This is a genomic window from Streptomyces sp. NPDC005004 (genome assembly GCF_053600675.1).
The window spans coordinates 1-20261 of sequence record NZ_JBSGAH010000026.1 but is presented as its reverse complement, the minus strand read 5'-3'; the positions used below and the strand labels follow the sequence as shown (position 1 = coordinate 20261).

Genomic DNA, 20261 nt, shown 5'->3' with positions numbered 1-20261 from the left:
TCACCGGCACGCCCCTGCCGTCGTGTGGCCGTAGACCGGTGCACTGGCGGACGGGTAACCCTGGCGGAGATCGGTGAGGAGCGGGCCGAGGAGACCTTCTTCGTAGGCGGGCCGGCCGCAGGCGCGCATGGTGGCGGCGAGCGGGGGGTCCCAGGGGGTGTCGCCGAGGCGGTCGAAGTCGAGAGCACCTGGCTCGAAGGGTGAGGGGTGCAGGCTGGCGGTGTAGTCGTCGGCTGTCATGCGCCATGCCTCGGCTGCGGGGACCGCGTCCAGGACGGCCCGTACGAGGGCGAGACCGGCTGCGTCGAAGTCGGCGCGCACGGCGATGCGCCAGCCACTGTCCGCGAGCCGGGCGAGCGCGTGCAGTTCCGTGCGCGAAGGGGTCCCCACGGTGCACAGCAGCCGTACGGGGCTTTCGACTTGGTCCAGGGCCGCGGCGGCCACGGCGGGGTTTTCGGTGAGGAAGACCCAGGGGTGGTCGTGTTGCCGGGGTGCCGGCCACTGGGCGTCGCGCAGCACGCGTGGGGTCAGGCCGATGGGCTGGTTGGCGGGGATGTGCCAGCCTGCGGGGTGGACGCCCAGGGTGAGCAGTCCGCCGGTGAGGGTGTCCAGATCGACACCGAGCCGGTCCCAGGCCTCTCGGGCCGCTCCTGCGGTGTCCGCGCGGCTCCAGGTGGCGGCTTCGGCGAGGACCAGGCACGCGAGGTCGGTCCCGGCATCGAGAGCGTGGGGGTCGCCGGTGGCCGTGTGGGCGAGGCGGCGCCGGTCGGCCCGGCCTGCGGCGGGCAGGTGGTGCAGCACGGCGAAGCAAGCCCTCAGCAGGTGGTGGGGATCAGGGTGCTGCTGGAGTCGGGCGAGGGTGCCGCGGCGGCGCAGGGTGTCCCATCCGGCGTCGTCCGGCCGCACCGGTGCCGTGGCGGGAAGGGCGCGGGCCAGGCGGCTGCGCAGGTGCTGCAGTGTGGTGAGGCGGGCGGTGTGCCGGGCCTTGTCGGCTACGTGTGTGGCCAGGGGTCGGCCCAGCGCGTGTGCGGTGACCGCTCCGGGGGTCAGGTCGGGGGTGCGTCGGCTGAGAGCTTGGGTGAGCTGGTCCAGGTCGATGCGCCGGGTGACACCGGGTGGGAGGGCACGCGCGGCCAGCAGGCCGATCACGGCGGCGCGCTGCGCGGGCGAGTGCGGCGTGGTGATCGTCATCGCGCCGCTGTTCATGACGGCGTCACCGCGCTGGTCGGCCCGCTGGGCGACCTGTTCCCACAGCCACCGCACGTTGGGCGAGAGTAAAGGGGTCAGATCGGTTTTCCGGCAGGCTCCGTTGAGGCAGAGCTGTTCGGGACAGGTGGTCGGGCCGCCGCTGGGGAGAGTCATCATGAGCCTGCCGAAGACGGTGCGGCCGTGTCAGGGGCTGCTGTGGCGTGGTGGCCGGTGGCGTACTGGAGCTGGGGGCCGTAGACGCGGACGGGGAAGGCGATGACGGTGTCATCGGGACCCTCCTCGAGTTCGAAGATGTCGATACCGTCCCAGGCTCCGGGGGAGCCGTCCCAGTTGTGGCTGGTGCTCATCAAGTCCAGATCGAGGCTGGCGAGGTAGGCGGCGATGCCGTCTCTGCCCTGGTCGTCGACGTCTCCGGGTACTTCGTCCAAGGCGCACAGGCGTGCCGCGTGCGGCGGCAGGTCGCGGTATTCGGCAGCGAGGGCGGCGAGGAGGGGGGCGAGGACGATCAGGCGGCTTTCGCCTTTGGAGACGGTCACGCCGCGGGCGCCCCAGCGTTCACGTCGTGTCGCACCGGGCCGGGTGATCATGTACTTCACAGTGACCCAGGTGCGGATGTCGATGGCTTCGGACAGCCGGTCGGCCCGCTGGGTGGTGGGGCCGGCATGGTCTTGTTCGCCGAGCCGCAGGACCGCCAGGAGTTCCTGTCCGATGCGGCGCTGCTGTTCCGGTGTGCGTTCGGCCTCACCGACCTCGCATGTCAGGTGGTGGATGGTGGCGATGGAGGGGGTCAGGTCGCGGCGCAAGGCGATCTCGATCTGCACGCCGACACCGGAGGAGGCGGCGGTCAGTTTCATCTGGTCGTTGATCGTGCCGACCCAGTCCTGCAGTTCGACCCAGGCGGTACTGATGGCCGCGGGGATCCGGCCGAGGACGAAGTTCTCCAGAGCATGCTCATCTGCTGCGCTGTAGGCAGCGAGCGCCTCTGCCTGGCGTTCTTCGGCCACTTGGGCGGCTTCGTGCGGGGACATGCGTCTGCCGGCCAGGGACATCTGGTGGGTGGGCATCTTCTCGGGTGCAGGACCGTGTCCCATGCTCCAGTCCTCGCCTGCCGCCGCGACCAGGTGGTGGCGCAGTGCGTCGGCGCACGCATCGAGACCCGCCGACGGCCGTGGGACTGTGGTCAGCCGGTCACGCAGTTGCTTCAGCCAGGGTCCGGCGTCCTCGCAGCCCGGTGCGGTGTCCGCTTGCGCCCAGGCCAGGGCTTGGACGAGGCCGTCGAGGGCGAGGCACCGGCGTACTTCGTTCAGGCAGGCCTCGGCCCGGGGCCGGCTTTCCTGCAGCCGCCGCGCCGCATCCTTCCTCGTCTGTCCGGCCGCGGCCGCGTCCGCGTTCGCCTCGCTCAGATCTGTACGGGCCTGTGTCAGGCGTTCTTGCACGTCGCGGTGTGCCTGCCGGGCCGTGACCGCCTCGTGCACGAGGGCACGTTCGTCCATGCCGCTGCGCTGCTGGCATGCCTGCAGCGCAGCCAGGGCATGGCTGAGCCGCCCGAAACTGGCAACAGCGCCCTGTCTGCTGAGGTCCGCCTCCTGACGTGCGACGGTGGCACGCTGCGCCGCCCGCGCAACGCCGTCGAGCAGGGCGCTGACACCGCGCATCTCATCGACGGCGTGGCCCAAGAGGTCGGCCCGCCGGGCAGATGTCTCCGCTTCGCCGCGGACCAGATCCAGGCGGTCGGGGAGCCCGTACGCCGCGGCTTGCGCACGCCACTGTGCCAGGACGCGGCGGAACTGCCCTTCCTTCTCCTGCGCCAGCCTGTCCTCTTCGGTGGCACGGGCACGGGCGTCCTGCTCGAACACCGCGCACTCGGCGCGGACGGCCTCCGCCTGCGACGCTGCTCCCGACAGCTGATGCGGGAACCGCTCGGCCACCTCCGCCACCAAAGCCTCGTACTGCGTGAACCGGGCCGAGGCCCGCGCGTGCCGTGTCGCCGCCTGCTCGCAGCGGTCGCACTCGCGCCGGGCTGCGGCCGCCGCCCGCTGGGCTGCGGTGCGCCGCGCTTCGATACCGACGTGCGAAGCCATGGGCGCACCGCCGTGCACCGCCCAGGGCGGCCGTGCGGTGAGAGGGCCGCAGCGGTAGGTGCCGTCGGCGCCGATCAGCAGATCCGGAGTATTGCCGACCGGCTCCTGGGTGGCGGTGGGCGCATACCCGATGTGTCTCAAGACGGCCTGAGTCACTTCGGTGAGCCGGCCGGGCACGGCGGTGAGGACGGACGCGAGACTGTCCTGAGCGGGCAGCTCCGGGCCCAAGGCCCGCACCCGCCAGCCGCTGTCACCTGCCAGGCCCTGCGGTGACAGCGTGGCGGAGAGCAGACCGGCGGCGGCCATGGCCGCTTCCACCGTGTCCCTGGCCACTCCGGTCGGCAAGGCGCCCGGGCGCCAGTCGACGGCCATGGCGAAGCAGTCGCTGTCGTCGGACGTCTCCACCCACGCCGGGCCGGGCACCGCTGGCAGCTTCCCGCTGCTCCACATCCGGGCCCGTTCGGCTGCCTGCGCGGCCGCCCGGCGGAACGCATCAGCCTGCTCCTGGTGATGCTGGGCGCGTTGCCTGACCCGACTTGAGAAGTCGGCTGCCAGCGCGGTCACGCGGCCCGCCAGGACGGCGGCATCGCGCACGGCACCGGTGAACTCCTGTGTCAGCGGCCACGCGCGGGCGTCGGCCGCGACCGCGGCCAGATCGAAGCCGGGCGTGCGCACAGCGGCCTGCGTGGCGACCGCCCACCGCTGCACGGCACCGGACAGATCGGTCACTGTGGCCTGTACGGCATCGTGTGCCTCGCGGTGTCGTGCCAGGGCCATGCCGGCTGCCTCGGCGGCCGCATCCGCCCGGGCCCGCGCCTGGTTGCCTTCCTGCTGTGCTTCGTCGACCCCGTGGTGGGCCAGCACAAGCACGTGGGCGTTCTGGCTGCGCTGCTGCTGCCTGCGTCCTGCTTCCTCAAGCACCGATACGGCCTGGTCGACTGCACCTTCACTGACCTCGGCGGTGATCTCGGTGAGCGTACCGAAATCACGCCCCCCGATCGTCACGGGAGTCTGCTCGGTCGCCTCCACGTGGACCGGGGAGGCGACCGGGCCCGGTACGCCCGCTTCCGCGCAGGTGCGGGTCACGGACTCCATCACCTCGCGTACCCCTGCCACCGCCACGTCCAGATGCTCGGCGGCGCCCGCCGCTGCCTCGCGGCGGGCGAGGAGCAGTTCCTCGGCCTGCTGATGCCCCGTGGTGCACAAGTCGGCTCTCTCGCGGGCCTGGGCCAGGTCGCTGGAGGAAGCGTCCTGCTCCAGGGTCCGTGCGCGGCTGTCTGTCTCTCGTTCCAGCACGTCGAGTTCGGCCACCAGAGCGATCAGTTCCTGGTGTCTTTGTGCCGATGTCGCGGCGTGTGCTTCGGCCTCCTCGGCTTCGGCCTGAGCCTGGTGCCAGGCCGCGCTGTGTTCCAGGGCGTCGTCGATGGTGCTCAGCACGGTCCGTGCACAGGAGTGGAGCCAGGCCGCGGAAAGGTCGTGAAGGAGGACGGCGGTCTTCTCGGCCTGCGTGTACCTGGCGCGTGTGGCCTCGGCGGCGGCCAGTGCCTGCCGCGTCACGTGCAGGACCTCGGGGCTGACGCGCGGCAGGACACCGTGCAGTTCCTGCTCGGCTTGGCCGGGGGTCAGCTCGCCGAGCAGACCGGGGTTGCGGAGCTTCTTGATGCGGTGGGCGATCTGCTGCAGCTTGGCCGGGGGGCAGCCGAAGACGCGCTCGGCCAGATCGGTGACGTATGCGTCGAGGCGGTCGAACACCGTGCCGCCGTGGCCGGTGACGTACTGGGTGAACGCCTCGAGGCTGAGCACGCTGAGGTCGTCGCGGTCCGAGCCGGGCACCGCGGGCATCATGAATCCGGTCCGCACCACCGCAGGGTTGGTGCCTTGCGCGTAGTCCAGGCGCAGCCCGTAGTGCGCGGTCTGGGTGCCGGCCTCGGGCCCGGCTTGTGGAGGGCTGAAGCTCAGCCACACGTAGCCGACCCTGCGCCGTCCCGTGCTGCCGGTCTTCATCAGGGACTCCAGGGTGGTGCCCCGGTTCTTGCCCGAACTCAGGTTCTGCACCGCGGTGGGGTCGAGGAGGTGAGGACAGAGCTTCTCCAGCAGGGTGGTCTTGCCGGTGCCGTTCGGCCCCGTCACCAGGATCCGGCCGGAAGGGCAGTCGATGACCTCGCGGGGGAAGAGCCAGACGTTCTCTACTCCCGCACCGGTCAGGTGCCAGCGAGCAGCCCATCGTGCGGGGACAGTCAACTGGTCCATCATTTCTCCGTTCCAGCGGTGGGTGCGGGGTCGGCGAGGTCGTTGTCCTGCGGGACGACGGTCCAGCGGGCCGCTGCAGGCGACAGCCACCACCAGTCCTCGTAGCCGGGGGCGACGCGCAGCAGATCGGCCCGTTCGAGCAGATCCCGGATCTGAGCCGCCAATTGCTCGGGCCGCCGCCGGTACTCTCCCCGCCACCTTGTGTGCCGTAGCCCCAGTTCAGCCAGCTGGCGTACGACAGTGGAGGCGGCGGCGCCGCACCAGCCTTCACCGGGAGCTGCCGGCCCGCCCCGCTCGCCCTTGCCGGTCAGGTAGTCGATGACCAGCAAGGCGGCGTGCCGGAGCGTGCCGGTGCCTCGCTGCTGGTAGTGAGGGAAGCGGAACGAGCCCAGCACCCGGTCGTCGCTGATCTCTTCGGGCACCACCAGGCTCGCCCCTTCGAGCCGGTGCTCCAGGTGCAGTCCGAACAGCTCGGCCACGCGGGACCCTTCGCGGGCGAGGTGGGTGCTGAACCACTGCCGTTCCGCGTCGTCCAGGTCGCAGACGTGGACGACCGCCCGGTCGGCGAGCATGCCGCACACCCGCAGCCCTGTATCACTGTCGCGGTGCAGCGAGTGCAGCCAGCCCTGCGGGTCCTGGACGGGGTCACACACCCACTGCCCCTCGTCGTCCAGGGGAACGCTGCGGGGCAGCAGGTGCAGCAGCCGGGCATGGTGGATCCGCAGCAGCACCGGCGGATCCAGTTCACCGTCCATCAGGTCATCGACCCGGCCGTCGAGTTCGCTCAGAATCCCGCGCTCGCACAGCATTCGCAGGCCGGTGACCAACGCCCGCAGCTCGGGCTGCGACTGCGTCACCCCGATGTCCACCTCCGCGGCGGCCGAGCGAGCCGCGCCCACCACCTGACCCAGCCGGACCCTGGGGGGAAGGCTTTCCAGCACCGCGACCGTCAGCCACAGCCACATCCCCTCCGGGGCCGCCCCGTCAGGCATCAGACCGACCGGTTCCACGGGCGTGTGCACCCGCACCAGATCCGGCTCGATCGTCACGGCGCAGCCCACCACCGCCAGGGCCGACCGCACCGCCGCGGCATGACGGTGCACCGCTTCGATGAGCTCGTCGTCCCGCCCGCCGACCAGCCAGGGCTGTGCCCTCAGCCGGCGCACCAGCGACGCGACGGCCTCATGCTCGTCCTCACACGACCGCCAGCCGACCAGCCCGCCCAGCACCCCGCTCACCGGGCGGCCTCGACCAGCACGGCCAGCTCGGCCGGTGCGGCCTGCCGCCCCGCCGGAACCCGCCGAGCGGCGACCGCCCGGTTCGGCGGATGGAACAGGATCAGCCGGCCGGGCACCAGCACCGACCACCGCACACCGTCGACCCGCCCCACCACCCCCTCCACGGTCGTCAGCGTGCACCCCACGCCCTCAGCCTCGCCGACCCGCCCCCCGGCAGCCTCCGGCGCCCGCGCGGCAGCCATCACCGCCCTAAGCGCCAGTCGGCAGGCGCGCTCCGACAAGCGGCCTGCTCCCCCCAAAACCTCCGCCACCGCCACGGCATGCTCCGCCCGCCGCTCCGCCCGCCGCTGCGCCGCCGCACTCTCATCGCGCGGTTTGCGCCCCGACACTCGGCCCCTAGGGGAGCTCTGCCCGCTGGCACGCAGCATCGCCAGCGCGGCCACCCGAGGCCCCTCGTGCCACGACAGGACCTCACCCGTGTCGCCCTCCGCGATGGTGTGCAGCTTCGTCCACGGCCGGTCCGCCAGCGCCTGGCGCAGTACCGCCCGCCCATAGCGAGGATCCTGGCAGGCAACCGCCAGTGACAGCGCCCGCGCCCGCAGCGTCGCCGGACCGGCCACACTCTGGTGCCGCAGCAGATTGGCATGCAGCATCGGAATCGCCCGTACCAGCTGCAGCCCGAACCGTGCCGCCTTGCCGCTCCCGGGCGAGAACCACCCCAGCAGCTGCTCCCAGTCCGCCGCCCGCAGTCCCCGCGCCGGTGCCAGTACCCCGCGCGTCACCAGTGCCCCCGCGGGAGACTGCCGGCACCGCGCTGCCGCGAGTTCGGCGAAACGCGGCCGCAGCCGGACAAGCTCCGCATGGATGCGGACCACGGCCGCATCCAGCTGGACCACCACGTGCGTGGCGTACTCCAGGATCAGTTGCTTCAGCTCACCGGTCGCCCGCAGGTCCAGGTCGAACCGGTTGGCCAGCTGCGCCAGCATGTCCGCCTGGCCCACCATCGCTCCATCGAGGTGATCGTGCTCGACGAACACCTGCCCCGCCAGGTCCGACAGACCGGCGTCGGAGGACTCGTCGTCGTTCAGGGCGGCCAGGGCCCGGTGGATCCTGGACAGCCCATCGATGGGGATCTCCCGCGGCACGAGGCCGTCACTGGCCATCTGCGCCCACAGCCGCTGCACCAGGCGTCCGCGCGGTGTCGCGCTGTACCGCCAGCGCGCCCCGTTCAGCTCGTGCCACCGCTCCACGTCCGAGTCCGGCCGTCCGGAGACGGCGAGGAAGGTGTCACTGAGCGCGCGCAATCGCGCGGTCACCACGCTCAGCGGCAGATCCATCCCCGCAGCCGTGAGCGCAGCGCGCACCTCAGCCGGGGTCAGATGGTCCACCGACTGCTCGAGCACATCCATGATCGCCTGGTATTGCCCGCGCAGTGGACTGAGCAGGTAGCCCACCACCCGCGCCGGGTCTCCCGCGGCCATGCCCGTGTCAGCCCAGCCCTCGACGACCCAGTCCGTATCGCCGTCGCTCGCGAAGACCTGCGGAATCGCGGTACTCACAAACACCTCCCAACCAAGACCCTAATGTCCGAAAAGAGGCTAAATGTGAGCACTGACAATCAGGTCAGAAACCGGCGACACCCGACATCCGACAGGTGCGGCGGCCGGACCTCCCACGCGACATCGGCACGCCTCCGGTGGGCGCGCCTGAGTAATGGCAGAACAAGCGGCCTCGGTCGGTGAGGCCGTCTGGCGATTGGGGCCTTGCGGCTGGTGAAGGTCCGCTACGTTCGTGCCGCATGGAAGACACTTCCCAGCTCCGTCAGGCCGTCCTTACCTGGCTCGAGCAGGCACGCGAACTCTCCCCCGTGCCCCATGCCATCACCGATGTGGCGCTCTCGGCGGTGCCCGGGTGGGAGGCCCTGAGTAATGCGGTGGTCCGGGCGGCACCGATATCGGAGAACCGCGACCTCTACGGCAAGGTCGACGGTGACTGGGTGCCTCGATGGTCCACGCTTCTGGGTGGATCGGGACTGGGGAACGCGACCCGTCTGATCGCCCAGGAGGCGACGGTGCCGGTCGACGAGGTCGCGGACAGCTTCGTCGCCTTCTGCACCGCGCCCGCGCCGGCAGTGGAGGACTGGCTCCTGCTGACCGGAGAAATGCCCGAGGGCACGCGGATTCCGCTGGGCCGCTACACCCTGCAAAGCTTCACCGCCGACGAGCTCAAGCAGCTGAGCCCCATGCCCGCCCTCCACGACCTCCAGACGGGCGGGCTCGACTTCCGTCTTCTGGCCGGTGCACCGTTCATCCACGCCCCTGATGCCGGGCGCACGTCCGACCGTAGCGGCGCACCCTGGTTCGACTTCTCCGGCCCCCGACCGGAAGCCCGGCACTGGAGGGCACTCCTGCCGCTGATGTTGTGGAGTGACGACCTAATGCATGTCGACTCCGTATTCGACGTCGCGCGGGGCCGCGATTTCGGCCTGCAGAAAAGCCGTGTGCCCACCACCATTCAGATCTACGAGAATCACAACGGGAGGCTTGAAGAGGTCGAAGTCCGCGAGTGGCGAGGCCTCAACGTCACTCGTGCAGAGCTGCCGAGGCTGCAGACCTTTTGCATCGCCCTGACGGCAAAAATCGACGCTGTCATGGACGGTGCCACCAGTGGCCGGAGCCTGCCCAAGAAGCGTGCCCGGCGTCTGGCACGAGCAGCCCGCCACCTGCTGCAGGCCTACCAGCGCACCTACCACGACGACGGCGTGTGGGATCAAGAAGCCGACGAGCTCCACCTGGACTACGTCATCGCGCTGGAAGCCCTGATGGTCAGCCCCGACGACAAGCACGAAGGCATCAGCGAACGGATCCGGACCCGGACAGCCTCGCTATTCCCCCCTCCCTTGCGCAGGGACGTCGAGGACAGGGTGCAGAAGGCGTACAGCGCACGCTCGAAATACGTACACGGAGACCTCCTCGCCCCCCAGGAGGAGACAAAGAAGCTGACCGAACTGCGTGAGCTCAGGCTGCTCACCCGGCAGGTCGTCCTACGCTGGCTCATCCTCACCCCCAGCGACACTCAAGACCTCGCACCTCTCCTGGACGCCGCAGCCCACTGCACCAGCTGCGCACGCACCATTGACGACCCCCTACATGCCTTCTTCCAGCAATCACCGCCACAGGACGACATCCGGGCCTGAGACAGCACGGCCCCGCTGTCACGGCCGGCATCACCGCCCATTCAGTCGCTCTGTTCACCTGGGCCGCTGTCTTCACCGCCGCCTTCCTGCGGTGCAGGGTTCGTCAGCTCGTGCAGGGTGCGGATCCCACGTCTCGGTGAAGCCGGCGGGCCCGGTCTCGTCGCCGGGGATGCTGAAGATGTCCGGGATTTCCATGAGTTGTTCTAGGAGCGTCTCGTAGAGGTTGTCGTAGAACGGTTGGAGGCAGACGGTCAGGCCCAGGGCGAACTGGCCGGGGGAGGGGTCCACGACGATGACGAGGTCCAGGAGCGGGAAGACGCCGAGGTTGTCGATCCGCTGCCGTAGCGCGGCCTGTGCCGGGGTGTCCGGCAGCAGCAGTCCGTGCAGCAGGTACATGCAGTAGAAGCCGCGCAGGCCGATCAGTACCGTCCGGGACCGCACCAGTTCCTCGTCACTGGCTCGCTTGACCGAGTCCACCGCGTCCGCGTACCGCTCGAACAGCGTCCAGTCCACGGGGGGCTCCTCGCCGCGCTCGGCCGCACTCAGCATCTGCTGCCAGTCCTCGACCGTCAGGCCGTACAGGTTGAGCCCGGTGAACGCCTCGGCCAGTGCTTCACCCCGACCTCTGGGCGAGCCGGAGACGAGACTGCAGAACGTGGAGCGCATCCACCTCTCCCCGAAGCCGACGGCCCCGTCTCGTCGCCGGGGATGCTTCAATGCGGCCGTGAAGATGGGTCCGGTGCCGGCGGCCCGTTGGTGGCCTGGGTGGTGGCGGTGCGGCGGGCGCGTGCCTGGTCGGCGAGCTCGTGGAGGTGGTCGATCCATGCCTGCATGAACGCCTTCGGTCCCTCCTTCTGGGCACCGGGCAGCCGCAGCAGCCCCTGCCCGGTGCCGGTCTGTTCGGGGAGCACCGACTCCAACCAGCCAGCGAGCGCGGCGATCTCGGGGGCAAGGCACATGGTCAGGGCGTGCACGATGCCCGACGGGTTGATCATCATCGGCACCATCTGAGCGGCGATCAGGGAGAGGCCGGACTCCTCCAGCACCGCCCGCAGGCGGGCGAGGGCGGGGTTGTCGGGCATCCCGAGCCCGTGCATCACATAGAGGCCACCGATCCCCGCCAGCACCATCGCGGCGTGGCGCGCGGCGGCCATCTCCTCGGGACCGGCCGCCTGGAGCCGGCCGAGCGGGTCGACGGCCCCGGCTCGGATCCACCCGTCGAACTCGCCCGCCTCCTCGGCGTGCCGCGCATCTGCGGCGACGCCGGTCCAGCCGAGGCCGGGCATGAGGGTGGCGAGCGCGTCGACGAGCCGCTCGCCGCCGACTTCGCCCGCGCCCATGGCCGTGGCCGCGACCATGCTCACCGCCCCGCGCCGCCGTCGGCGGTCCTCACCCTGGTCGAGCTCGGCGTCCGGATCCTCCAGGACCCGCCGCATCACCTCGGGGTGCACAGGTCCGGTGGGCCCGCGCCCCACCACCCGCCCTGCCTCGGTGTAGAAGGCGTCCTGCTCCTCCTCACTCCCGCGGGCCGCCGTACGGGCCGACTCGACCAGGCGCTGGGCCGTCGAGCGCCGCATCGCCCACACCAGGGCCTCCCGCACGGCCGGCCACGGTGGCTCCGGCACCGTCAACTGCCCGGGCAGGACGGGGAGTCCGGCCTCGGCGTACCAGGCGATCACCGTCCAGCGCACATCCCGCCCCGAGCGCGCGTGCCGCCCGAGCACCGCGGCCACCGCGACGGTCTCCTCGGCGAGCACCGACACCGAACCGCGCCCGCGCCCCAGCCACACCCGCGCATGCCGGGGCAGCAGCCCCAGCCCCCGCCACCGCTCCAGCTGTGCCGCCGACACCGCGACGTCGAGCGCCGCCAGACGCCCGATCAGCTCCACATCCGCCGCACTCGGCTCTCCTCTTGCCACACACCCAAATTTAGAACCCCGCGAGGTACCCGGAAACCGTGCTCCGTGTACCCGCTGAACTGGGGAATACCACCGGTTCCCGAAAGGGCCCGGGAAACCGCCGTACGCCCGTACGCCTCTGGAAGGAACTGCTCGCCCATGTCCGCGCGCCCTCGACGGCCCCACCTCGCCCACTCCTGTCGTGCCCGCAATCTGCCCGCCCGTACGGCCCCCGCAGCCGCAAGCGTGCTCTTCCTCGCTTCCACCGCCAGCGGCCGCACCGCACTCGCATACGCCGGCACCGGCCTCCTGCTGCTCCTGGCCCTCACCGCTGTCCTCGCCCTCGGTGCCGCCTACGCCCCCACCCCCGCCTACCGCACTGCCGCGCGCCGCACCCTCCACCTCCTGCTGCGCCTCGCCCCCTGGTATCCCGACCGCCCATAGAAACCGCGACGTACGGTGTCGCCCGAGCGGGAAATCCTCGCCGCCGGAGGGCTCCGAGCTGCTTGCCCCGCTGCGCGACGCCCGCGTCGGCGCAGCCGAGCACACAGCGCCGCGCTTCTGGCCGCTCCGGCCCTTCTCGGCGATCCCTCCAATTTCTGGGCCGAGTTGGCCACCGGCGCTGGGGGAGCGGAGCGACCGTGCTGCTGGCCGCGACCGTCTTCCGCAACCCCGCGCACCGACGGCCCCCTGCCCGTAAACGGTGGGATGGACCTGGGTGCGTGGTGGCAGGCTTCCCTCACGTTCACGCCGATCACCGGTGCCTGAAGTCCGTGCACCCTCAGATAAGGAGCACTCTTGGGATTCATCGCCAAGCTGTTAGGCAAGCCGCCCTACAGCAACTGGCCCGCGAGCTACGACAGTTTCCGCGGTGACATGGCCAAGGCCGCAGGCCTGGGGGTGGCACGCATCCGCTGCCACCGCAACACCTGGGCCTACCTGCTGGAGAACGTCCCCAAGGACAGCGAGACGGTCATCGCCGGGCACGAACGAGAACAGGGCAGTGCGTTCCGTCCCCCGGCGCAGGACGAGGTCACCGCCGGGGAAGACGCGATGGTCACGGTGCCGCTGTCCGGCACCACCCTCGCCGCCGTGCTCAGCTGGTGCCGCAACATCCAGCCGAACACTCTGCGCAGCCCCTGGACCGAACTGGACCGCTCGATCGGACGCCGTGTCGGCGCCGCCATCTCCCAGGCTCTGGACAACGTCATCCCCTCCAACGGCGCGGACGGGCCCACGGCCGTCATCTACCTCGACGACCGCATCACCGCCAAGGACACCACCCCATAGCCCCTCCTGCACCCGCTCTGCCCCGGAGCAACACAGGCCTCGGGCAGAGCGGCCCGGCGGAGAGGGCCAGGCCAGCAGCGGCAGCAGGCTTGACGCACTGCTCAGGCTGGTGCGCCTCTCGGCCGTGCTGGGCGCTCTCACCGCCACGCTCGCCCTCGCCGCGGCCTTCGCACCACCCTCGACCTCCTGCTGCGCCTGGTGCCCTGGCAATTGCTTGCGGCCTGTTGGCTTTGTTCACGAGTTGCGACAGCGGATGTATGCGTCTTCGAACAGCGCCCTGGCTCGGCCGTTGTTCGACGTTCACGAGAAGCGACAGCACCGTCTGACCCGGGGTCCGAGGCTTCCGGCGTCAGTTCCTTGCTTGCCGGCCCCGGGTGGTCAGCCCCGGCGTGACAAGGGTGAGCCAGCGGGCGCGGGCTGCGGGCGGCTGGTCGGTGGGCGCGGTGGAGAACAGCAGGTAGATGTCGCTGACGGTGACGTCGGGGTGGATGTCGCCGTCGGCCTGGCCGGCTCGGATGAGGGCGGCGACAGCGGCACCGGCGCGGTCCTCATCAGCGCGGTCACCCGGTTCCGCGCCCAGGGTCTGGGCAGCGGCCTTGACGGCGCGGTCGGTCACCGACGCCTCGACGACGCGGCCGAGGAACGCGGTCAGCTCGTCCACAGCAGGGGCGCCGGCCTCCACACGGCCGAGCGCGGTCTCGGCGTCGTCGGCGACGTGGGCGACGTAGGCGGCGACGACCGCCGCGACCAGGTCCGTCTTGGTGGGGAAGTGCCGGTACAGGGTGCCCACGGCCACGCCCGCCGCGGCGGCGATCTCGTCCATGCCGACCTCGGGGCCGTGCGCGGTGATCTGCTCGCCGGCGGCGGCCAGGATCTTCTTCCGGTTGCGGACCGCGTCGGCGCGCGGCGCCCTGGCTGGGGTCACGGGAGGTGCCTGCCCTTCCACTTGCATCAATATGAACCTAGGTTCACTATAGATGGTGAACCACAGTTCATTTTATTCGTGAGGACTCCGCCATGCCCGCCAAGACCGCCCTCGTCACCGGTGCCTCCTCCGGCATCGGCGAAGCAACCGCCCTCAAGCTCCACGAGCTCGGCTACACCGTCTACGGGGCCGCCCGCCGCACCGACCGGCTGCAGAAGCTCGCCGACCGCGGCATCCGGCCGCTGGCGATGGACGTCACCGAGGACGACTCCATGCGCGCCGGCATCGAGAAGATCACCGCCGAGACCGGCCGCATCGACGTGCTGGTCAACAACGCCGGCTACGGCTCCTACGGCGCTCTCGAAGACGTCCCCCTGGACGAGGCCCGCTACCAGTTCGAGGTCAACGTCTTCGGCGCGATCCGCCTGGCCCAGCTCGTTCTGCCCCGCATGCGCGCCCAGCGATCCGGCACCGTCCTCAACGTCACCTCGATGGGCGGCAAGATCTACACCCCGCTCGGCGGCTGGTACCACGGCACCAAGTTCGCCCTGGAAGCCCTCAGCGACTGCCTGCGGCTGGAGGCCAAGCCCTTCGGCGTCGACGTCGTCGTGATCGAACCCGGCGGCATCGCCACCGAATGGGGCGCCATCGCCGCCGACAAGCTGGAGAAGTCCTCCGCCGACGGCGCCTACGCCGCGCAGGCCGCCGCCGTGGCATCCTCCCTGCGCTCCGAGGCCAACACCAACCGCAACTCCCCGCCCGGCGTCATCGCCGACGCCATCGCCAAAGCCGTCACCGCCCGCCGCCCCAAGACCCGCTACGCCACAGGCTTCGGCGCCCGCCCCCTCATCGCCCTGCGCCGTATCCTGCCCGACCGCACCTTCGACACCGTCATCTCCCGCGCCGTCGGCATGCCCCGCTGAACCGTCCGGGAGGCACTCACAACGGGCAGGGTGCTGTCGAATCTCGTGAACTGTTCGATTCACCGGGACCGCCCAGGTGCCTCCCGAAGTCGCCTACCAGTGCCGTCGTAACTCGTGAACAAAGCCAGCCTGTTGAGGATCGCGATGAGCTGGCTGAGATGCTGCCGAACCCGGCCCGTCCCACAGGAGCGGCCCGCTAGACTGCCGGACGGCTAGGCGCGTACAGCCCCCCGCCGTCAGCTCCCACGCAGCTGGCGATCCCGGGTGAAGGTCTCACAGGCCCGCGTTCCCCGTAGATCGCCAAATGCATCGACAACCGGGGCGGGCACGGCGTGGGCATGGCCCGCCGGAATCCGAGTCGACGATGCCGAAGAAGCAGACCCGCACCGCGCAGCTCGCCCGCCGAATCCAGGCCGTGACCGGCCTGCCGTATGCCGAGTGTCTCAAGATGTGCCAGCCCTCCGAGGGCAGCTGGGGCCGCCTCGCCCGCGCACTGCGGGCGGCCGGCCTGATCGAGACGGCCGACCAGCTCCTGGCCGTCGATGCGGCAACCACAGAGGCGAGCACCTGGTATTCCGCGGGAGGGGAGATCGAACAGCTCTACTACTCCACCGACAACAAGAGGGTCCAGCGAACGTACAGCGCGTGCTCCAACGCCGCTGAGGCGGCCCTGAACCGGGCTGGGTTCGACACCCACTCCTACGCCCCGGATGCCGAGGCCTACCATGCGGCCTTCCTCGCCCTGTCGAAGGCCGGGACACTGCCCGACGGCCGAACCGTTGCCCGTGCCGCCCTCGACGTCTTCGCCGACGACCCCACGTTGTGCTCTGACGTCATCCGCTCCCACGGGCGGTCTCCGTTCACCTACGCCACTGCGGCCGGCCTCACCGGCCCTGCGACGCCGACCGCCGTGGCCGCCAGGAAGGCCGCCCGTGCGATGATCCGCGCGGCCGCCGTACCGCGTAGCGGGGACGAGGCGTGGCATGAGGCGGCAGGGATCATGGTCGAGGTGATCTGGCATGCGGGCGAGGCCGCCGGCGTGCCGCCACTGGAGGGGCGCCGAAACTGCCAGGACCACCTCCGGAACCTCATGGGCGGTGAGATCCCTCGGCGGTGACAGGACGGCGGAGCGGCCGGACTGACCCGCCCAGCAGGACGACCGCCCCGCCGGTCAGTCGGCCCGGCCATCTGCGCGGGTCATGCCGCCTCGTTCCACAAATTCGCCACCGCGTACCTCGGTGCAGACCCGTCCCGCTCCCAGCCGCCCCTCAGGTGCTCCGCCTTCCGGCGGTGCCTTCGTCACGCTCGCGGCACTGTGCAGGCACCCGCGTTCACAGGGGATCGGTAGCGCGCTGCCGCTACGGTGGCCCGTATGGACGACGCGACGCCGCCGACTGCCGCCCCGCCCGGTGCGGAAGCTGAACTGGAGGCGGTAGACGAGGCGTTGGCCGCGTCGCTGCTGGAGCAGGGCGAGGCGGGTGCTCGGGCGCTGGGGCTGCTGCGGGATGCGCACCGGATGCTGGGGGACGAGCGCTACGAGCGGCAGGCGGAGATCGCCGAAACGTGCGTACGGGGCGCGGTGGACGCGCTGCTGAAGCTCCCCGGGTCCCGGAAAGACGGGCGCGAGCCGGTCGGCCTGCAGAGCGCGGCCCGCGCCTTGCTGGACGCCGTGGATGCCTACCAGCCCCCGGGCGAGGAACCGGCAGCGGGGGAGGGCAGAAGGAAGAAGCGCCGCCACCGTGACCCGCAAGCGGCCCTGCGCGACATCCGTGAGGCAGCCCAGGCGCTGCACCCCGAACTCGAGCGGCCGGGCGGTTATCACCGGCGCCGGGTGATGGGCGTGGCCGAGCGGCTGATGGGCCAGCGCCTGGGAGCGGCCCAGGAGAGTGCCCTGGACGCCTGGGGCAAGCTCTACAGTGGCACGTCGGATGTCTTGCACGGCAGCCCTTCCAGCCAGGCCCGCGCCCGCTACCGGCGCGTCCTGCGCCTGGCGCGCGAGGTGTTCGTGCCCCTTCCCGGGCGTGCCGCGGAGGTTCTGGAGCTGACCGGCCTGCGACGTCCCACGGCCGAGGACGCCGAGAGGCTGAAGGCGTGGGCGGATCCGCGCGCGATGCGGTACTTCTTCCTCTCCCGCCCGGCCGCGGCCTGGCTGGACCTGCTGGATGAGGTCTGGCTGCTGCCCGACACCACCAGCCCGGAAGGTAGTTGGCCCGCTGCCCCCTACCTCGACCATCTCACCGAAGCCACCCCCGAGCGGGCACGGACGTGGCTGGCCGAGCACGCCGCACAAGTGGCGGCAGCTGGCCCGGAGGCCATAGGCGCGCTGCTGCGCCTGGCCGCTCGCCCCGGCATCGGCCTGCACCCAAAGGTGCGCACCGCGGTGTCCGCCCTGACCCGCGAGGGGCGCGAGCCTCAGGTGGCGGACAGCTGGCTGCTGCGGCTGGCCGCCGACTGGGCAGGCGACATCCCGCTGGCGGAGCGCGATGAGGACTGGATCCGCACGGTGGAGATGCTGCTGACCGCCTTCGTGCGCACCGAGCACGACCAGGAGATCCGGACAGCCACCGAGGACGGGGACCTGCCCGGCGACGAGACCCCAGAGCGCACCCCCCGGCTTCCCGCCGGCCGGCTGCCCGAATATGAGGCCGCCCAGCTGCTCCTGGCTCTGCGGCGCACCGCCTACCCCTCGTCCCGCCGCCTCGAGGAAGGCCCGGCGCATCCGTGCCTGCCGGTGATCCGGACCGTGCTCGCCGCCATGCTGCAGGCCAGTGTGCAGCGCATCCACCCGGCCGTCCGGCACAGCGCCGTCTTCCGCCGGGACCTGGACAAGGTCGCGCTGGACCACCCGGAGGCCTTCTTCGCCCCGCTGCTGGCGCGGGCGATCCTCGACGTGGCAGCGGCCGACGCCCGTGCCGGGGTGCCGCTGGGGGAGCGCACCGCGGCACTGGTGCGGCAGCTGGGGAAGGCAGACCCCCAGTTGCGCGACCGGCTGCTGGCCGCCCACCTCCAGCAGCTGCCGCCCGACACCACCCCAGGCACCCAGGAGGCCGACACCTGGTGGGAGAAGGCCACCGGGCTGCTTCCTGCGCTGCTGGCCCACCGCCCGACGCCGGAGGGCGCCCGGCTCGTCGACTACCTGCTCACCAACTGTCCGCCCGAGGCGGCCACGCACCTGCATGCGCAACTAGCCGACGCCTGCGGCCCTGTGCCCGGCCCGAAGGAACTCGCCGACTACGACCCTTCCTCGTCCGGGCTGCCACCGCGGGCCTGGGTGCGGGTGTGGGACTGGTCGCCCGTGCTGCCCGCACCCGTCCTCACCCCCTGGGAGCCGGTGCTGTCCCTGCTGCTCCGAGCCAAGCCGTCCGGCCCGGCCGACCCGCGCACCGCCGAACCGCTCGTCCAGATCACGACCAGTCCGCCGCCAACGGTCGACGAGACCCAGGCGGCGGCCATCGCCACCGAACACGGCCCCGCCGCGGCCGCCGACGCTCTAGCCGCCGCACCCGACGCAGGCGACTGGCGCTACCTGAAGGTACTGCGCGTCCTGATCGAAACTGATCCGGCTGCCTGGACCACGGCACCGGCCGAGATCACCGCACGCCTCGCCCAGCCCCGCCTGCGCGCCTTCTACCTGTCCCTCGCCGCCGAGCAGATCCGCCGACGCGACGCATTCCCCGGCAACGCCCTGGCCGAGGCCACGACGGCGGCCCTCACAGCGCACCGCGACACCGGCCCGGGCACGAACGAGCCTCCCGCGACCGACCCCGACGACGACCAGCCGTCCGCGGCACACCTGACCGAACAGGCCATGCTCGACCTGGTGTTCACCGCGCTGCGCACCGACACCGACCTCGGTGACGGCCTCCCCGCCGTCCTGGACCGCCTGTACGACCTGACCGCACCCCTGACCACCCCACCCGCCAGCACGCCCGACGACACCCCGCCCGGCACGCTCCCAGCCGATTTCGTCGGCACCGACCCCGCCGGCCGCGCACTGCACTGCCTCCTCGAACACGCACAACACCAGCACGGCGTGCCCGGCGACGACCTGCCCACCAGACTCCTCAACCAGCTGACGACCATCACCGAAGCCACCGGCACCCAACCCCGGACCGCCGCCGCCCTCGGCCCCTACCTGCCGCTGCTACACCAGCGGGCCCGAGACTGGCTCCTGGACCATCGCAGCTTCCTACTGCACCTGCCGGCCGACGGCACCCCCTCCGCCGCCTCCGCCTGGCTACGCTGGGGCCCCGCCCACCCTCCGCTGCTCGCCGACCTCGACCGCGCCGAACTCCTGAACCGACTGCGCACCAGCACCCCACCAGAGGCCGCCTCCCACGTGGCACTGGCCCTCCTGGACGACCCGCACTTCCTCAGCGACCCGACCGCGCTCCTCACCGAGCTCGCCGCTGCGGACGGCGGAGCGGCCGCGGTGTCCCGGCTGCTGGAACTCCTCGCCCACCGCGCTGCCCACGCCGCCGCTGCCCCGGCCACCGCCGCCGCAGTGGAACTATGGCGGGCCGCCTTGGCAGCAGACCTTCCCGAAGGCGCCCTGGCGGGAGCGGGCACATTCGTCCTGACCAGCATCGACGACACGATCTGGCTCGACCTCACCCTTGCCTCCGCCCACCACACGCCCGCCCTGCGCGACACGGACCACATCGCCGAGCGATCCACCCACCACCCGGACAAACCCGCAGCCGCACAACTCACCGCCCTGCTCGTCGCCCACCCCAGCACCAACCCGTGGCGGGACGCCACCGTCCGCCAGCACACCCGCACCCTCCTGGCCGCGATCGGCCAGCGACCCCCCGACCCACAACTCGCCCAGCCCACACAGCAACTACGCAACGCCCTGATCACCGCAGGGGACATCGACGCCCAGATGCTGTAACCGCCCCCGGCCGACGGAGCAGACACATGCCGGCGGCGTCACGGCCACCTCACGGCCTCGACGTCAGGTGAGGGCGTTGCGGAGGTAGGCGGGCAGTGTCTGGCAGACGACCGAGTCCGCTTCCCAGCAGAGGCCAGTGAGTTGGTCGGCAATGATGACGACGTGGTGGCCGTGGTCGGTGCGGACGACGACGCGGAACGTTTCGCCCCGGCTGTCCTGGCCGCCTGCCTCGCCGGCTGTCCCGGCCGCTCTTCTTCGTCTTCGGCCACAACAAGCAGACCCCGGACAGCTCCATCGTCCACACCGGTGACAACCGCACGGGCGAGGGCGCGGGCGACGACGAGGCGATCAACGTCA

General features: G+C 71.3%; 13 protein-coding genes and 1 pseudogene. 7 read left to right on the top strand and 7 right to left on the bottom strand.

The features are described from left to right. The 4 genes from ACWEEU_RS27695 to ACWEEU_RS27680 form a co-directional block, all read right to left on the bottom strand. A complete protein-coding gene (locus ACWEEU_RS27695) occupies window positions 1–1263 on the bottom strand; it encodes a DUF2399 domain-containing protein (RefSeq protein ID WP_451735825.1) in 1263 nt (420 codons plus the stop codon). A gap of 98 nt (window positions 1264–1361) precedes the next feature. After that, on the bottom strand, window positions 1362–5543 hold the full coding sequence (locus tag ACWEEU_RS27690) for an SbcC/MukB-like Walker B domain-containing protein (RefSeq protein ID WP_451735822.1): 4182 nt from the start codon (window positions 5541–5543) through the stop codon (window positions 1362–1364). Further along, window positions 5540–6778: a DUF2398 family protein gene (locus tag ACWEEU_RS27685; RefSeq protein WP_451735819.1), complete on the bottom strand. Its 1239-nt coding sequence runs from the start codon at window positions 6776–6778 to the stop codon at window positions 5540–5542. Before ACWEEU_RS27685 ends, ACWEEU_RS27690 begins: the two co-directional genes overlap by 4 nt. Beyond that, window positions 6775–8337, bottom strand: a complete 1563-nt coding sequence (locus tag ACWEEU_RS27680; protein WP_451735816.1) for a DUF2397 family protein — start codon at window positions 8335–8337, stop codon at window positions 6775–6777. The genes ACWEEU_RS27685 and ACWEEU_RS27680 overlap by 4 nt, the downstream gene beginning before the upstream one ends. Window positions 8338–8576: 239 nt before the next feature. Between ACWEEU_RS27680 and ACWEEU_RS27675 the strand changes: the two genes are divergently transcribed. Further along, on the top strand, window positions 8577–9974 hold the full coding sequence (locus ACWEEU_RS27675; RefSeq protein WP_451735813.1) for a hypothetical protein: 1398 nt from the start codon (window positions 8577–8579) through the stop codon (window positions 9972–9974). Between the two features lie 72 nt (window positions 9975–10046). On the opposite strand, the gene ACWEEU_RS27670 is transcribed toward ACWEEU_RS27675, so the two are convergent. After that, the gene (locus ACWEEU_RS27670; protein WP_451735810.1) at window positions 10047–10640 is read right to left on the bottom strand and encodes a hypothetical protein; all 594 of its coding nucleotides are present in this window, start codon (window positions 10638–10640) and stop codon (window positions 10047–10049) included. 47 nt (window positions 10641–10687) lie between these two features. After that, entirely contained in the window at window positions 10688–11893 is a 1206-nt protein-coding gene (locus ACWEEU_RS27665; protein ID WP_451735807.1) for a hypothetical protein, read from the bottom strand. Between the two features lie 138 nt (window positions 11894–12031). On the opposite strand from ACWEEU_RS27665, the gene ACWEEU_RS27660 reads away from it, so the two are divergent. Continuing rightward, window positions 12032–12316 (top strand): hypothetical protein, encoded by a 285-nt coding sequence (locus ACWEEU_RS27660; protein WP_451735804.1) that lies wholly within the window; start codon window positions 12032–12034, stop codon window positions 12314–12316. 354 nt (window positions 12317–12670) lie between these two features. Beyond that, window positions 12671–13162, top strand: a complete 492-nt coding sequence (locus ACWEEU_RS27655; protein WP_451735801.1) for a hypothetical protein — start codon at window positions 12671–12673, stop codon at window positions 13160–13162. Between the two features lie 349 nt (window positions 13163–13511). On the opposite strand, the gene ACWEEU_RS27650 is transcribed toward ACWEEU_RS27655, so the two are convergent. Then, on the bottom strand, window positions 13512–14087 hold the full coding sequence (locus ACWEEU_RS27650; protein WP_451735799.1) for a TetR/AcrR family transcriptional regulator: 576 nt from the start codon (window positions 14085–14087) through the stop codon (window positions 13512–13514). 92 nt (window positions 14088–14179) lie between these two features. Here ACWEEU_RS27650 and ACWEEU_RS27645 point away from each other — a divergent pair, with 92 nt between their 5' ends. The 4 genes and pseudogenes from ACWEEU_RS27645 to ACWEEU_RS27630 all read left to right on the top strand — a co-directional run. Beyond that, the gene (locus tag ACWEEU_RS27645) at window positions 14180–15010 is read left to right on the top strand and encodes an oxidoreductase (RefSeq protein ID WP_451735796.1); all 831 of its coding nucleotides are present in this window, start codon (window positions 14180–14182) and stop codon (window positions 15008–15010) included. 364 nt (window positions 15011–15374) lie between these two features. Further along, on the top strand, window positions 15375–16127 hold the full coding sequence (locus tag ACWEEU_RS27640; protein WP_451735794.1) for a hypothetical protein: 753 nt from the start codon (window positions 15375–15377) through the stop codon (window positions 16125–16127). A 255-nt stretch (window positions 16128–16382) separates the two neighbouring features. Continuing rightward, entirely contained in the window at window positions 16383–19904 is a 3522-nt protein-coding gene (locus ACWEEU_RS27635) for a hypothetical protein (protein WP_451735792.1), read from the top strand. Window positions 19905–20158: 254 nt separating this feature from the next. Continuing rightward, window positions 20159–20261 (top strand): annotated as a pseudogene (locus tag ACWEEU_RS27630) (TerD family protein); the annotation flags it as partial.

Coding starts and splice junctions, on each gene's coding strand:
- ACWEEU_RS27690 (WP_451735822.1), bottom strand. CDS start 5,543: ATGATGGACCAGTTGACTGTCCCCGCACGATGGGCTGCTCGCTGGCAC.
- ACWEEU_RS27675 (WP_451735813.1), top strand. CDS start 8,577: ATGGAAGACACTTCCCAGCTCCGTCAGGCCGTCCTTACCTGGCTCGAG.
- ACWEEU_RS27670 (WP_451735810.1), bottom strand. CDS start 10,640: ATGCGCTCCACGTTCTGCAGTCTCGTCTCCGGCTCGCCCAGAGGTCGG.
- ACWEEU_RS27660 (WP_451735804.1), top strand. CDS start 12,032: ATGTCCGCGCGCCCTCGACGGCCCCACCTCGCCCACTCCTGTCGTGCC.
- ACWEEU_RS27645 (WP_451735796.1), top strand. CDS start 14,180: ATGCCCGCCAAGACCGCCCTCGTCACCGGTGCCTCCTCCGGCATCGGC.
- ACWEEU_RS27640 (WP_451735794.1), top strand. CDS start 15,375: ATGCCGAAGAAGCAGACCCGCACCGCGCAGCTCGCCCGCCGAATCCAG.
- ACWEEU_RS27635 (WP_451735792.1), top strand. CDS start 16,383: ATGGACGACGCGACGCCGCCGACTGCCGCCCCGCCCGGTGCGGAAGCT.